The sequence below is a fragment of the Streptomyces sp. CA-106110 genome (assembly GCF_050936285.1).
Taxonomy (GTDB): Bacteria; Actinomycetota; Actinomycetes; order Streptomycetales; family Streptomycetaceae; genus Streptomyces.
The window spans coordinates 10,353,434-10,366,746 of sequence record NZ_JBNJNB010000001.1; the positions used below are offsets into that span (position 1 = coordinate 10,353,434).

A 13,313-nucleotide genomic window follows, 5' to 3' on the forward strand; every position below is an offset into this window, starting at 1 on the left:
CTGGGCGAACGCGCCGTCCGGCCTGCCCTTCCGGGCGTGTGTGGCCCAGGACTGCACAGTCCTGTCCCGTGCGTGCACACCCCGCCGCCTGCACCCCACCCTCCGTTGTCCGGCCCCGTGCACGCCCTAGATCATGGAGGCCATGAGCGAAGCCGATGTCCCCAAGGACCACCACGAAGGTCTCCGAGGTCTTGTCGAACACATGACTGAGCACCACCACGAAGCGGTTCTGCGCCGCGAGGAGGAGGAGCTGGCGCAGGCGATGGACGGCGCCGCCTTCGATCTCGGCGCCGACATAGCCCACCCCACGCCCGGACATGCCGCGGTCGGCTACGACGTCGTCACCGATGTCGGACTGGACAACGAGCCGCCGGAGCTGCGCGACTAGCGGCCCGCGCGACGGGTGCGGCCCCCGGCGCCTCCCTGAGTCATCGGAGGTGCCGGGGGCCGCGCATGGGTCGGGACGGTCGGACCGCGAACGCCGCGCCGACCGGATCCGGCCGGCGCGGCCGGTCAGTCGAGCTCGCCGAGGCGGGCGCTCTGCCACAGGTCGACGCCGGCGTCGGTGGCGTACTTGTCGATCTCCGCCAGTTCCTCGTCGCTGAAGTCGGGATTCTCCAGCGCCGCGACGTTCTGCTCGAGCTGTTCGACCCGGGAGGCGCCGATGACGAGCGAGGTGACGCGTGCGTCGCGAAGCGCCCAGGCGAGAGCCATCTGCGCGAGGGTCTGCCCACGGCGGGCCGCGATGTCGTTGAGGGCGCGCAGCCTGTGCAGCATGTCCTGCGACAGCCAGGTGGTGTCGAAGGACTTGTCCTGCGCGGCCCGCGAGTCCGTGGGGATGCCGTCGAGGTAGCGCCCGGTCAGCAGCCCCTGGGCGAGGGCGGTGAAACCGATGACACCGAAGCCCTCCTCCTTGGCCACATCGAGCAGGCCTTCGTTCTCGATCCAGCGGTTGACCATGTTGTACGACGGCTGGTGGATGAGCAGCGGCGTACCCAGCTCGCGCAGGATGGCCGCCGCCTCCCGGGTGCGTTGCGCGTCGTAGGAGGAGATGCCGACGTAGAGGGCCTTGCCCTGGCGGACCGCGGCGTCGAGCGCCCCCATCGTCTCCTCGAGCGGAGTCGTGGCGTCGAGCCGGTGGGAGTAGAAGATGTCGACGTAGTCCAGTCCCGTGCGCCGCAGCGACTGGTCGAGCGAGGCGAGGACGTACTTCCGGGAGCCACCGCCCTGGCCGTAGGGGCCCGGCCACATGTCCCAGCCGGCCTTGGTGGAGATGACCATCTCGTCCCGGTACGGCGCGAGGTCCTGCTTCATCAGACGCCCGAAGTTGATCTCGGCAGAGCCGTACGGCGGGCCGTAGTTGTTGGCGAGATCGTGGTGGGTGATCCCCAGGTCGAACGCACGCAGCGCGATCTCCCGCTGGGTCTCGAACGGCCGGTCGTCGCCGAAGTTGTGCCAGTAGCCGAGGGACAGGACGGGGAGGTCGAGTCCGGAGCGGCCGGTGCGGCGGTAGCGCATGGTGCCGTTGTAGCGCTCAGGATCTGCGACGTAGGTCATCGGGTGATCTCCGGGTGGTGCAGTGCTGGCTGTCCCGGTCGGGTTCGAGGGGACATGCCCACACTGCTGCAGCGTGATCCTGAAGTCCAACAGTTCCTTTTCATCGGACTAAGCGGTGTCGCTTCTGAATGGAGCCGCACAGGGGGCGAACCACGGCGGTGCCCTTGCGATGACCGGTGTCGATGACCCGGGCGGGTGCCGTCTCCACTTACGGGCTGAGCCGGTTCGGCACCGTGGCATGCCCATGGAGGAAATTCCTGTCGCGCGTCGGACATTCCGACCCGGAACCCGTGTGTCTTACCTTCTTCTCATATTCATCTACTGAATAGTGACATTCATCACGCCCTGGCTGACCTGCGCAAAACGCAGGCAAAAGAATCCCCCAGTGAAGAGTCAAATCTGAGACCACGGCCTTCTGCCGAGCAAATCGCATTCCTATGGTGAGCCGCCGTCGAGCGTTAAATCCCTGTTCAGATAACGAGAGGCCTCTTGACATGGTGAATATCGACCATGCAGCCCCCGATGTCGCGCGGAAGACGACCGGTCTTCGCCGCGACGTCGGCCTGATCGGACTGATGTGGGCCTCGGTCGGTTCCATCATCGGTTCCGGATGGCTCTACGGCGCCGAGAAGGCGGTCGTGACGGCCGGACCGGCGGCGATCATCTCCTGGCTGATCGGCGCGGTGGGCATCGTCCTGCTGGCGCTCGTGCACGCCGAACTCGGCGGCATGTTCCCGGTCGCGGGCGGCACCGCCCGATACCCCCACTACGCCTTCGGCGGCCTGGCCGGTATGTCCTTCGGCTGGTTCTCCTGGCTGCAGGCGGCGACCGTGGCCCCGATCGAGGTCGAGGCCATGATCGGCTACGCCGCTCACTGGGACTTCGCCAAGGGCTTTCAGCACGCCGACGGCACCCTGACGACCAGCGGCTTCGTCGTCGCCGTCGTCCTGATGGCCGTCTTCGTCGCCGTCAACTTCCTGGGCGTCCGCGTCCTGGCCCACACCAACAGCGCGGCTACCTGGTGGAAGATCGCGGTGCCGCTGGGTGCGATCTTCATCATCGCGGTGGGCAACTTCCACCCGCACAACTTCACCGCTGAGGGCTTCGCCCCCTTCGGCGCCAAGGGCGTCCTCGGTGCCATCAGCTCCAGCGGCATCATCTTCGCCCTGCTGGGCTTCGAGCAGGCGATCCAGCTGGCAGGCGAGAGCCGCAACCCGAAGCGGGACCTGCCGCTCGCCACCCTCGGATCCGTCGCCATCGGCGCGATCATCTACGTCCTGCTCCAGGTCGTGTTCATCGGCGCGCTGCCGCACAGCTCCTTCGCGCACGGCTGGGCCAAGCTCGACTTCCCCGGCATCAGCGGCCCCTGGGCGGGTCTCGCGACGGTGGTCGGCCTCGGCTGGCTGAGCGTGGTGCTGTACATCGACGCCGTGATCTCCCCCGGCGGCACCGGCCTGATCTACACCACCGCGACCTCCCGCGTCTCCTACGGCCTGGCCAAGAACGGCTACGCGCCGAAGCTCTTCGAGAAGATCGACGCGCGCGGCGTCCCGTGGTTCGGGCTGGGGATCTCCTTCGTGACCGGCGTGGTCTGCTTCCTGCCCTTCCCGAGCTGGCAGGAGCTGGTCGGCTTCATCACCTCGGCGAGCGTCCTGATGTATGCCGGTGCTCCGCTGGCGTACGGCGTCTTCGCCGACCGGCTCCCGAACCACGAGCGCCCCTACCGCCTGCCCGGCGGCAAGGTGATCTCCCCGCTGTCCTTCGCGGTCGCCAACCTCATCATCTACTGGGCCGGTTGGGACACGCTGTGGCGTCTCGGCATTGCGATCCTGCTGGGCTACGTGCTCCTCGGCGGCTACGCCTGGTACGCCACCCGGAAGAACCTGCAGGACGCGCCCCGGCTGGACTGGAAGGCCGCCCAGTGGCTTCCGCCCTACCTGGTGGGCATGGGCCTGATCTCCTGGCAGGGCGGCTTCGGCGGCCAGAACCACATCCCGCTGTGGTGGGACATCGTGGTGGTCGCGGTCTTCTCCCTGGTCATCTACAACTGGGCGAGGGCCACAGCGTCCAAGCCCGCGGAGATCGAGCAGAGCATCGACGAAGTGGTGGTCACCGAGGCACCGGCCCACTGACCCGTCTCCGGCTCTGCCCAGTCAGCCCCGGCCGCCCGGCCGGGGCTGACGGCATGTCCAGGCGGTGGGGCCGGCATCCTGACTGCTCCCCAAGGCACCGCCGGTCCCGGGCCGTCCCGCCAGGTCACTGCTCCGGCGCCGGGGCCGGGACGCCGAGCGGGCGGGCCAACCCGGCCACCACCTCGTCCAGCCGCTGCAGATGACGCAGCACGCGGTCGGTGACGCGGTCGTACCGGGGTGCGCCCAGAGTTCCCGGCTGGAGCATGGAGGCGATGCTCGGCCCGGTCTCGATGCGAGCGGTGCTGCCCTCGTCCGCGACGTGCGCGGCGATCGCCCGGATGTTGCCCACGATGCGCATGCCCGCTCCGCGCAGTCGAGGATCCGCCGCGATCGAGGGGTGCTCGGGCAGCAGTTCCGCCGTCGCCGCGAGTGAGCGGGCGTGATATCCGCAGGTCTCCAGCAGCGCGACGACATAGCGTGCGGTGTCCCGCCGGGCCCGCAGGGGTGTGATCGGATGGGTCAGCGGTTGCGTGGCGGCCGCCAGGTCGGCCAGAGTCCGGTCCAGGTCGCGTGCCTTGTCGAGGAGGTCCGCCGCGGGCCCGCCGCTGAGCTGGTCGACCGCGGCGTCGGTGACGTCCGCGAGCTGCTCCAGTACGGAGGTGAGCAGTTCGTTCGTACGGCGATCGGTGTGAACGGGCAGGACCAGGGCCGCCGCGACGATTCCGCAGACCGCGCCCAGCGCCGTTTCCGCGATGCGCAGCACCAGCACGGAGAGGCTGTAGGTGTTGAGGAGCGTGTAGAGGAGGCCCAGCATCGCCGTGACGAAGAAGGACATCATCGTGTAGGACAGCGGTGCGGTGTAGAACATCGCGAAGATGAACAGCAACACCAGCGCGAACGCAGTCCAGGTGTGGTGCCCGACCAGCCCTGCCAGGCCGATGCCTGCCACCACGCCGAGAATCGTGCCGATCAGGCGGCGGTACCCCTTGACGAGGATCTCGCCGGTGGACGAGGTGTTGATGAACACGATCCAGCAGGTCAGCACCGCCCAGTACCAGCGATGACTGGAGAGGAACTCGCCGCCGACGATGGCGAGCGACGAGCCCACCGCCACCTGAACCGCGGCACGGGTCGTCGGGCGGTCCAGCCCGGTGCGTTGCGCGCCTTCCTCCCCCTCCTTCTCGCTGCCGCTGATGGCCGCGTCCTCGGCGTCGATCTCTTCACGCGAGCGGGCGGTCGCGGGGGTGTCCTCCGACTCGTCCGGGGCTCCACCGAGCGCGATCCGCAGCCCGAGGACCGCCCGCGCCGTCTCTCCGATGCCCCGGAACACGTCCTGAACGGCGGCCGGCGCGAGCGGCAGATGGTCCTCCTCCCGGTAGCCGAGGAGCCGGTTGCGCACATGGGACCAGGCGGTGCCCTCGGCGTCGGCGACGGGACGCAGGACGAGAAGGCGCAGCGCCTCGAGGTCGCGGCGCAGCGTCGAGGCCGTCTCGTCGTGCTCGGCCAGCGGTCCGCGCGAGGGCAGGTAGGCGCCCGGCAGATGCAGAGTCAGCGTGTCGGCACGCTCGGCGCTGCGCGCGGTGAGTAGCAGGAGTCCCAGCCGTTCAGAGGCGATCTCGGCATCGGCGATACGGCGCTGCACGAGCCGGGCCGTCTTCGCGTCGGAGGTCCCCTCATCCAGCCGTGCCTGGATCAGCAAGGCGGTCTCGTGCAGCGCGGCCGTCCTGTGCCGCACTTCCTCGAGGGCCTTCTCCACGTCGTCGGCGTCGGCGTCGAGCAAGGCGATCTGCGCCAGGATCAGTTGGCCGAGGCGGGCTCTGAAGGCACGGCGCAGACGGTCCAGGATGCCCGAGGGCGTCTCGGGCACGAGGGCGAAGCGCACCAGGGCACTGCAGACGAAGGCGACGGCGATGGCGCCATAGAGCTGCGGCAGCACCGGGACGGTCGCGCTGACGAACAGCGAGAGGAAGTAGACCTGGAACCCGATCAGTCCCAGCGCCGTGGCGCGGTCGCCGAAGCGCCGGGTGTACACGGCGCAGAAGATGAGCAGGACGAAGAAGACGTCCCCGGCCACGAGGCGGGAGTTGAGGAGCGCGCCGAGCGATACGGCGACCAGCGCCACGATCAGTCCCACGGCGAGGGTGACGGCCTGCCCGGACCGCTTCTTGTCGCGGATGGCGAAGGTCGCGACCATCGCCGACATGGCGCCCGCCACCAGATGGGGCACGCCGACGCCCACCGGGGCCAGGACAGCCAGTGTGAGCGCGATGGACGACACCGTTCTCAGGCCGGCGGTCAGCCGCAGCAGTCCCGGGTCCGATGCCGCGATGCGATCCCGCAGCGCCACCCGCACCGACCGACCCGCCACCCTCACTCCGCGTGCTCTTTTCCGCGTCCCGTCATGATCCCTGCTCCAGCATCGCACGCGGGGGCCCGGTCAACGGAGGGGGGACGCCGAAGGGCGGCCGGGGCGCGCGATCGCGCCCTGGACCCGGCGGGCGGCCCGCCCGCCGTCCCGCACCTGCCGACGAGCTCTGCCGCCACTCGCCCGGTGGCGAACGGCCCCGGCGACGGCGGTCGCCGGGGCCTCTGTGCACCGTGCCGGTCGGCCTGCTGCCGTCAGCTGCTCAGCAGCCTCCGCAGTTGTAGTAGAGGACGTCCCAGTGGTTGCCCTCGTCGGCGTAGATGTTGCCGGAACCGGACTGGTACTGGGGTGCTCCGTCGCCGCGCAGACCGATGTAGGTGAAGCTGTTCTTGATGTAGTTGGTGACGCAGGTGTTCTTGCCGTAGTCCAGCTTGTAGCCGTTCCAGTGCGAGTACGTGCCGGAGGCGTGGCCGGTCTCGGTCCCGCCGGTGATGTTCAGCGCGCAGCCCGAGGCCCGCTTGAGCGTCTGGGCGCCCTGGGCGGTGGCGAGGTTGAGCTGCTCGAACGACGTGCAGGTCGGGTTGTTGCGGTCGGAGCAGTTGCCGGAGGACGACCAGGTGATGCCCACCTGGCGGAACATCGAGGTGGCCGTGGCGTGGGAGATCTTGGTGACCGCCGCGGCCTGGGCGGTGTCCTGGGCGGCCAGTGCGTCCCCGGCGCTGCCGAGGACGGCGAGTCCAGGGGCGATCGTGAGCGCGAGGGCCATGAGGGCGGAGCGGATCTTCATGTGGGGACCTTCCTGCGATCGGGCCGTGCGTCCTGTGGGGCGGCTGTGCAGGTGGTGCACGGCGATGGTGCCCGAGTTCTACGCGCGTCCGAAAGAGGGCCGGGCTCCTGAGGGTGTCCCCTCAGGAGCCCGGCCCTCGGCGCCGCACCGTCCCCGTGGCGCAGTGGGCCATCGCCGCGTTGTCCCACCGGGCTGCGATGCACTGCCCGGCCGGTGCTTTTGTGACCTCCCGAACTCCGCCGCGACGACGTGTCAGTCGGCGTCGAAGGTGTCACCGAGCAGGTCGTGTGCCGTACGCATCGCGTCGGCGCGGTCGGCGGGCACCAGGCCGATCCGGGTGCGGCGGTCCAGGAGGTCCGCCGTGTCGAGGGCTCCTTCGTGGCGTACGGCCCACAGCAGTTCCGCGCGGGTCACCGGGTGGCCTTCCAGAACGGGTTCGGCGAGCCGGGGGTCCTGCTCGGTCAGGGCGTGGACGGCCGGCGCCTCGGTGCCGTAGCGGCTGATGAGGCGTCGGGGGGCGCGGAGTTCGGCGAGCACCTGCGGTGGTGCCGCGCCCACGAGGGGGACCGCGGTCGTGGTGGACGGCCCGGCAGGGAGGCGGTGTGCGGCGATGGCCGTGTCGACGGCGTCCTCGGCCATGCGCCGGTAGGTGGTGAGTTTGCCGCCGACGATCGTGATCACGCCCTCCGGCGAGGTCAGCACCGCGTGCTTGCGGGAGATGTCGGCGGTGCCGGCCGGCGCCCCCGAGCCCGCCGCGGGTGTGGTGTCCAGCAGGGGACGCAGTCCCGCGAAGGCGCCCACCACGTCGTGGCGGTGGACCGGGACGTCCAGGGCGGAGCCGAGGACGTCGAGCAGGAAACCGATGTCGGTCTCGGGTACCTGGGGTACGTCGGGGATGTCGCCGTACACGGGTTCGTCGGTGAGGCCGACGTAGACCCGGCCGTCTCCCTGGGGCAGGACGAGGACGAAGCGGTTGGTCTCGCCCGGGATCGGGATGTGCAGCCCGGCGGGCATGGCTCCGAGGTGGTCGGTCCGCAGTACGAGGTGGGTGCCGCGAGAGGGCCGGATGCGGACGCCCTCCACCAGGCCGCCCGCCCACACGCCGGTGGCGTTGATCACGGAGCGGGCCCGGATCTCGCCCTCCTCACCGGTGAGTTCGTCCCGTACACGGGCGCCGGAGCGGGTGATCTCCAGTGCGCGGACGCGGGTGAGGATGCGTGCGCCGTGGGCGGCGGCCGTACGGGCGACGGCGGTGACCAGACGGGCGTCGTCGGTCACGCGGCCGTCCCAGGACAGAAGGCCGCCGCGGAGTCCGGTGGTGCGCAGCGCGGGGGCGAGGTGGCGGGTCTCCGCCGCGGAGAGTCTGCGCGGCGCGGGCAGCGTCGAACGAGCGGTGCGTGCCGCGAGGCGCAGCGTGTCACCGGCGCGGAAGCCGGCCCAGGCCAGAGCGGCCTGGCCACGGGAGACCAGGGGGGTCAGGGGCAGCACGAAGGGCTGGGCCCGCACCAGGTGCGGGGCGGTGCGCTCCATGAGGACCCCGCGCTCGCGTGCGCTCTCGTGGGCGACGTCGAACTGGGCGGAGGCGAGGTAACGCAGCCCGCCGTGGATGAGTTTGGAGCTCCAGCGGGAGGTACCGAAGGCCAGGTCGTGAGCGTCCACGGCGACGACCGAGAGCCCGCGGGCGGCGGCGTCCAGGGCGGCTCCGGCACCGGTCGCGCCGAGACCGACGACCAGGACGTCCACCGCCGTGCCGTCGGTGCTCCGGCCGAGTTCACGCCGGCGGCGGGCGGCGGTCAGGGACGAGCCCGGAGCCGGGTGCGCCGAGGGGGCCGGACTGCTGCTGGGGCTCATGGCGTCAGGGTCCTCTCGAGGATGGTCCGCAGTTCTGCGTAGAAGGCGTCGGTGCTCAGTTCGGCGTCGTCCTCGTCGGCCATGGTGCGCAACGACAGGGTGAAGGACTGGGCGACCAGGAGCAGGGATCTGGCCTGCCGTTGGGGATGGTCGGGGCGTACGGACCCGTCCGCGTGGCCCTGCTCGAGGGCGTCGGAGATCAGTTCGATGACGGCTTCCTGGCTGGCTCCGCGCCGGTCCAGTACGTACGGAAGGAGCAGTTCGGGATCGACGTCGACGATCTTGCGGAAGAGGGGATGGCTGCGGACGGCGCCGACCCCTTTGGCCAGCCCCTCCACGATCCGGGTGCGCGCGTGCATTCCGGGCGTGGGCTCGGGCATCGCTCCGGTGGCCGCCTCGATCCACTCCCGGGTCATCAGGTCGCCGACCAGGGACCGTACATCGGGCCAGCGCCGGTACAGCGTCATCCGGGAGACGCCCGCACGCCGGGCCACATCGGTGAGGGTCGTGCGCCGGACGCCGACGGCCAGGACGCAGTCGCGTACCGCGTCGAGCACCGGATCGCTGTCCGAAGCGTTGTGACGAATAGGCGTCATGTGTCACAGTGTAACGCCCCTGTGGCCGCACAGGAGACGGCACTCTCGAACGACCGGTGAGGACAAGCCCCATGGACATGCTGTGGAGCGGCTGGGGAGACCCGGCCAGGGCGACGCCGCTGCCCGACACGGTGATCGGACTGCTGCGCGACCTGCTCGGGGTGAAACCGCGCAGCGCCGAACCGGTGGCCCTGGAAGACATCACCGTGCCCGAGTCGCACCTGGCCGCCGCCGCACGCCAGGCCCTGGCCGCCGCCCTCGGCGGCGAGGAGCATCTGCGGACGGACGCGGAGTCCCGGATCCGGCACACCCGCGGCAAGTCCACCCCCGATCTGCTGCGGATCCGCGAGGGGGACATGGCTGACGTCCCCGCGGCCGTGGCGCTCCCGGCGAGCCATGACGAGGTGCAGTCCGTGCTGACGGCCTGCGCCGAACACGACCTGGCCCTCGTCCCGTTCGGCGGTGGCACCTCCGTGGTCGGCGGCCTCGCCCCCGAGCGGCGGCGGCCTTTCGTCGCGCTGGACCTGCGCCGCATGGACAACCTGCTCGCCCTCGACCCGGTCTCCCGCATCGCCACCCTGCAGCCCGGACTGCGCGCTCCGCAGGCCGAGGCACTCCTGGCCGAGTGCGGCTTCACCCTCGGCCACTTCCCCCAGTCCTATGAATGGGCCACCATCGGCGGATTCGCCGCCGCGCGCTCCAGCGGCCAGGCGTCCGCCGGCTACGGCCGGTTCGACGAGATGGTGCTCGGCCTCACTCTCGCCACCCCTGCCGGAACCCTCGAGGTCGGCCGTGCCCCCCGCTCGGCCGCCGGACCCGACCTGCGTCAGCTCGTCCTCGGCTCCGAAGGGGCGTTCGGCGTCATCACCTCGGTGACCGTGCGGATCCGCCCCGTCCCGCGCACCCGCATATACGAGGGATGGCGTTTCGACTCCTTCGACGCGGGCGCCGCCGCGCTGCGCCGCCTGGCCCAGGACGGGCCGCGGCCGACCGTCCTGCGCCTGTCGGACGAGACGGAGACCCTGATCGGCCTCGCCCAGCCCGAGGCCATCGGCTCCTCGGGCGTGCAGCAGGCCCAAGGATGCCTGGCGATCGCGGGCTACGAGGGCACCGAGGAGGACACCACATACCGCCGGGAACGTGCGGCGGCCGTGCTGCGCGAGTGCGGCGGCAGCTACGTGGGCCGGGGACCGGGAGAGCGCTGGGCCGACGGCCGCTACTCGGCTCCCTACCTGCGCGACGCGCTGCTGGACGCGGGAGCGTTCGCCGAGACACTGGAGACGGCGGCCTTCTGGTCCCGGATCCCCGAGTTGTACGCCGCCGTGCGGGAGGCGCTCACCACCACGCTCACCGGTGCCGGCACCCCGCCCCTGGTGATGTGTCACATCTCCCATGTGTACGAGAACGGCGCGTCGTTGTATTTCACCGTGGTCAGCGCCCAGGGCGACGACCCCGTGGCCCATTGGGCGCCCGCCAAGCACGCCGCGAACGAGGCGATCCTGGCTGCGGGCGGCACCATCAGCCATCACCACGGCGTCGGCAGCGACCACCGCGACTGGTACGTCCGGGAGGCGGGGCCGCTCGGCATCGAGGCCCTCAAGGCGGTCAAACGACACCTGGATCCCGACGGGCTGGTCAACCCGGGCATCCTGCTGCCCACCGACTGATTCCCACCCTGTCCGTCCCCGCTTTACCATCGTCCGTCCACGACCGTCAGCCGCCCTCGGAGGCACACCGATGCGACAGTTCACCGCCATCGTCAACCCCACCGCGGGCGGTTCGACCGGGGTCGCGACCCTGCTCCAGGTGGCCCGGCTGCTGCGGGAGGCCGGCGCCGAACTGGAGACCGAGTACAGCCGCAGCCTCGCCCACGCCCAGGACCTCGCGCGCCAGGCCGGCGAACGGCAGCGCGTCGTCCTGGCCGTCGGCGGCGACGGCATCGTCGGTGGCATCGGCGGGGCGCTGAGCGGCACCGACACGCTCTTCGGCATCGTCCCGGCCGGCCGCGGCAACGACTTCGCCCGGGCGCTGGACCTGCCCACCGACCCGGCCGCACTCGCCAAGGCGCTGCTCCACCACGACCCGCGGCACGTCGACACCATCGAAGTCGAGTCCGCCCAGGGACGCGCCGTCGCTCTCGGGAGCGTCTACGCGGGGGTTGACGCGCTCGCCAACCGCCATGCCAACCAGTCCAGACTGCTGAGCGGGGCCGCCTCCTACTACGCGGGCGGGCTGCGCGCCGTCGCCACCTGGCGCCCGGCCACGTACCGGGTCACCATCGACGGCGAGGAAATCACGCACCACGGCTACACGGTCGTGGCCGCCAACTCCGCCTACTACGGCTCCGGCCGGATCATCGCCCCCGACGCGCGCGTCGACGACGGCCTGCTCGAGGTGGTGATGATCCGTCACGCGCCACGCCGGCTCTTCTTCACCCTCATGAACGAGCTCAAGACAGGCGCGCACGTCAACCGGGGCGAAGTCCGTATCGCCCGGGGCAGGGAGATCCGCATCGAGGCCGACCGGGATGTGCCCTACGGCACCGACGGCGAGGTGGACGCCGTCCTCCCCGTCACCGCCAGGGTTCTGCCCGGAGCGCTCGCCGTGCTGTGCTGAACACCTGAAGACCTGAACACCTGCCGGCAGGCGTCCGCGTAAAGCCGGCGGGAGACCACGAACGACACAGTGCCGCTGCGATGCGGGTGTACGGGTCAGTGAGCTGGGCGGCGTCGGCGCCGCCCCGGCGATGACGGCGGTTCGAGATCACGGTCCCGCCGTCGAGGCCGTCAGCCTCAGAACTCCTCCGTGCAGGGCTCGGCCCCCGGCAGGTGCTCCTTCGCCCATGCGCCGAGCTCCTTGAGCGCCGGTCCCAGTGCGGCTCCCGACTCGGTCAGCCGGTAGGAGACGCGCAGCGGAGGTCCTTCGTCGACCTCGCGTACCACCAGTCCGGCGGCGCCGAGCTCGGCGAGCCGGTCCGACAGCATGCGCTCGCTGATGCCCGGGATCGCCCGGCGCAGGTCGGCGAAGTGCGCGGGCTGCTCCACGAGGACCGCCACGATCGGGCCGCTCCAGCGCTTTCCGAGCAGCTGGAAGACGCGAGTGATGCCGCCGTCCACCCGCTTGCACGCCGCTGGGTCGTGCTTCTGCTCCACCGCCATGGGTACAGGGTACTACCCTGCTGTTGGGGGGTGAAAAAAAGTAAGTCCCTGTGCTAGATATAGCTGTGTACGAAACATCAGCCCCGTACTCAACGTGGGCTCGTTCTGCATGGAGACACCCATGGCCACCTTGCTGCACATCGATTCCTCCGTCTTCCCGGGCGACGCGTCCGCGTCCCGCGCCGTGGCGGACGTCTTTCGCAAGACCTGGCAGGAGCAGCACCCCGACGGGACGGTGATCTACCGCGACCTGGCAGCGAACCCCGTCCCGCACATCACCGCCGACGCCCACACGGCCGGCTTCGCCGACCCCGACTCCCGCACCGCCGAGCAGGCCGGCGCCTTCGCCGAGCGCGTCAAGCTGATCGAGGAACTGGAGCAGGCGGACGCGGTGCTAATCGGCGCCCCGATGTACAACTACGCGATCCCCTCCACCCTCAAGGCGTGGCTGGACAACGTGATCCTCTTCGGCCGCACCGCCGGCGAGACCCCCTCCGCCAAGGGCACCCCGGTCACCGTCGTGGCCAGCCGGGGAGGCGCGTACGGCCCCGGCACCCCGAGGGAGGACTACGAGTACGTCCAGAACTACCTGCGGGCCGTCCTCGCCGACGCTCTCGCCCTGGACCTCGACTTCATCGTCCCGGAACTGACCATGGCCCCGCACAATCCGGCCATGGCCCAGCTGGTCCCGCTCTACGAGGCGTCCCGTGAGCGTGCCCTCGCGGACGCCGCCGCCAAGGCCAAGCAGCTCGTGGAGCGCCTGGCCGCATGAGGTGACCGCGAGGCGGGGGAGGGGGCGGCCCGGCCGTCCGGCGGACCTCCGCAGTCGCTCCCGAACCTTGATCCCCTCAGCGGTGAAACGAGAGG

The 13,313-nt window shown here is 70.7% G+C and carries 11 protein-coding genes; 5 read left to right on the forward strand and 6 right to left on the reverse strand.

The window, feature by feature from the left end; translation table 11 throughout:
* The first annotated feature begins 142 nt into the window (after positions 1–142).
* Positions 143–388, forward strand: coding sequence for a hypothetical protein (locus ACQEXA_RS47860; protein WP_432924292.1), 246 nt, complete (start codon positions 143–145; stop codon positions 386–388).
* Between the two features lie 125 nt (positions 389–513).
* Here the strand turns inward: ACQEXA_RS47860 and mgrA are convergent, their stop codons facing one another.
* Positions 514–1,557 (reverse strand): L-glyceraldehyde 3-phosphate reductase, encoded by a 1,044-nt coding sequence (mgrA, locus tag ACQEXA_RS47865; RefSeq protein ID WP_432924290.1) that lies wholly within the window; start codon positions 1,555–1,557, stop codon positions 514–516.
* A gap of 494 nt (positions 1,558–2,051) precedes the next feature.
* Here mgrA and ACQEXA_RS47870 point away from each other — a divergent pair, with 494 nt between their 5' ends.
* Entirely contained in the window at positions 2,052–3,689 is a 1,638-nt protein-coding gene (locus tag ACQEXA_RS47870) for an APC family permease (RefSeq protein ID WP_432924288.1), read from the forward strand.
* 124 nt (positions 3,690–3,813) lie between these two features.
* Here the strand turns inward: ACQEXA_RS47870 and ACQEXA_RS47875 are convergent, their stop codons facing one another.
* From ACQEXA_RS47875 to ACQEXA_RS47890, 4 genes are all read right to left on the reverse strand, one after another.
* Complete coding sequence (locus ACQEXA_RS47875; RefSeq protein WP_432924286.1) at positions 3,814–6,063, reverse strand: FUSC family protein; 2,250 nt, start codon at positions 6,061–6,063, stop codon at positions 3,814–3,816.
* Positions 6,064–6,316: 253 nt separating this feature from the next.
* Positions 6,317–6,841 (reverse strand): hypothetical protein, encoded by a 525-nt coding sequence (locus ACQEXA_RS47880; RefSeq protein ID WP_359392774.1) that lies wholly within the window; start codon positions 6,839–6,841, stop codon positions 6,317–6,319.
* Positions 6,842–7,093: 252 nt separating this feature from the next.
* Positions 7,094–8,692, reverse strand: coding sequence for a glycerol-3-phosphate dehydrogenase/oxidase (locus ACQEXA_RS47885; protein WP_432924283.1), 1,599 nt, complete (start codon positions 8,690–8,692; stop codon positions 7,094–7,096).
* Positions 8,689–9,288, reverse strand: coding sequence for a TetR/AcrR family transcriptional regulator (locus tag ACQEXA_RS47890; protein WP_432924281.1), 600 nt, complete (start codon positions 9,286–9,288; stop codon positions 8,689–8,691). The genes ACQEXA_RS47885 and ACQEXA_RS47890 overlap by 4 nt, the downstream gene beginning before the upstream one ends.
* A gap of 71 nt (positions 9,289–9,359) precedes the next feature.
* Here ACQEXA_RS47890 and ACQEXA_RS47895 point away from each other — a divergent pair, with 71 nt between their 5' ends.
* Together ACQEXA_RS47895 and ACQEXA_RS47900 are read left to right on the forward strand one after the other, a co-directional pair.
* Complete coding sequence (locus tag ACQEXA_RS47895) at positions 9,360–10,955, forward strand: FAD-binding oxidoreductase (RefSeq protein ID WP_432924279.1); 1,596 nt, start codon at positions 9,360–9,362, stop codon at positions 10,953–10,955.
* A 70-nt stretch (positions 10,956–11,025) separates the two neighbouring features.
* The gene (locus ACQEXA_RS47900; RefSeq protein WP_432924277.1) at positions 11,026–11,904 is read left to right on the forward strand and encodes a YegS/Rv2252/BmrU family lipid kinase; all 879 of its coding nucleotides are present in this window, start codon (positions 11,026–11,028) and stop codon (positions 11,902–11,904) included.
* Positions 11,905–12,080: 176 nt separating this feature from the next.
* Here ACQEXA_RS47900 and ACQEXA_RS47905 read toward each other — a convergent pair whose 3' ends face one another.
* Positions 12,081–12,446, reverse strand: coding sequence for a winged helix-turn-helix transcriptional regulator (locus ACQEXA_RS47905; RefSeq protein WP_359392784.1), 366 nt, complete (start codon positions 12,444–12,446; stop codon positions 12,081–12,083).
* A gap of 121 nt (positions 12,447–12,567) precedes the next feature.
* On the opposite strand from ACQEXA_RS47905, the gene ACQEXA_RS47910 reads away from it, so the two are divergent.
* A complete protein-coding gene (locus ACQEXA_RS47910; RefSeq protein WP_432924274.1) occupies positions 12,568–13,218 on the forward strand; it encodes an FMN-dependent NADH-azoreductase in 651 nt (216 codons plus the stop codon).
* Positions 13,219–13,313 lie beyond the last annotated feature (95 nt).

What these genes read in the sequence shown, in the direction of transcription:
- ACQEXA_RS47900 (WP_432924277.1), top strand. Translation starts at nt 11,026, where the DNA reads ATGCGACAGTTCACCGCCATCGTCAACCCCACCGCGGGCGGTTCGACC.
- ACQEXA_RS47870 (WP_432924288.1), top strand. Translation starts at nt 2,052, where the DNA reads ATGGTGAATATCGACCATGCAGCCCCCGATGTCGCGCGGAAGACGACC.
- mgrA (WP_432924290.1), bottom strand. Translation starts at nt 1,557, where the DNA reads ATGACCTACGTCGCAGATCCTGAGCGCTACAACGGCACCATGCGCTAC.
- ACQEXA_RS47910 (WP_432924274.1), top strand. Translation starts at nt 12,568, where the DNA reads ATGGCCACCTTGCTGCACATCGATTCCTCCGTCTTCCCGGGCGACGCG.
- ACQEXA_RS47880 (WP_359392774.1), bottom strand. Translation starts at nt 6,841, where the DNA reads ATGAAGATCCGCTCCGCCCTCATGGCCCTCGCGCTCACGATCGCCCCT.
- ACQEXA_RS47895 (WP_432924279.1), top strand. Translation starts at nt 9,360, where the DNA reads ATGGACATGCTGTGGAGCGGCTGGGGAGACCCGGCCAGGGCGACGCCG.
- ACQEXA_RS47905 (WP_359392784.1), bottom strand. Translation starts at nt 12,446, where the DNA reads ATGGCGGTGGAGCAGAAGCACGACCCAGCGGCGTGCAAGCGGGTGGAC.
- ACQEXA_RS47885 (WP_432924283.1), bottom strand. Translation starts at nt 8,692, where the DNA reads ATGAGCCCCAGCAGCAGTCCGGCCCCCTCGGCGCACCCGGCTCCGGGC.
- ACQEXA_RS47890 (WP_432924281.1), bottom strand. Translation starts at nt 9,288, where the DNA reads ATGACGCCTATTCGTCACAACGCTTCGGACAGCGATCCGGTGCTCGAC.
- ACQEXA_RS47860 (WP_432924292.1), top strand. Translation starts at nt 143, where the DNA reads ATGAGCGAAGCCGATGTCCCCAAGGACCACCACGAAGGTCTCCGAGGT.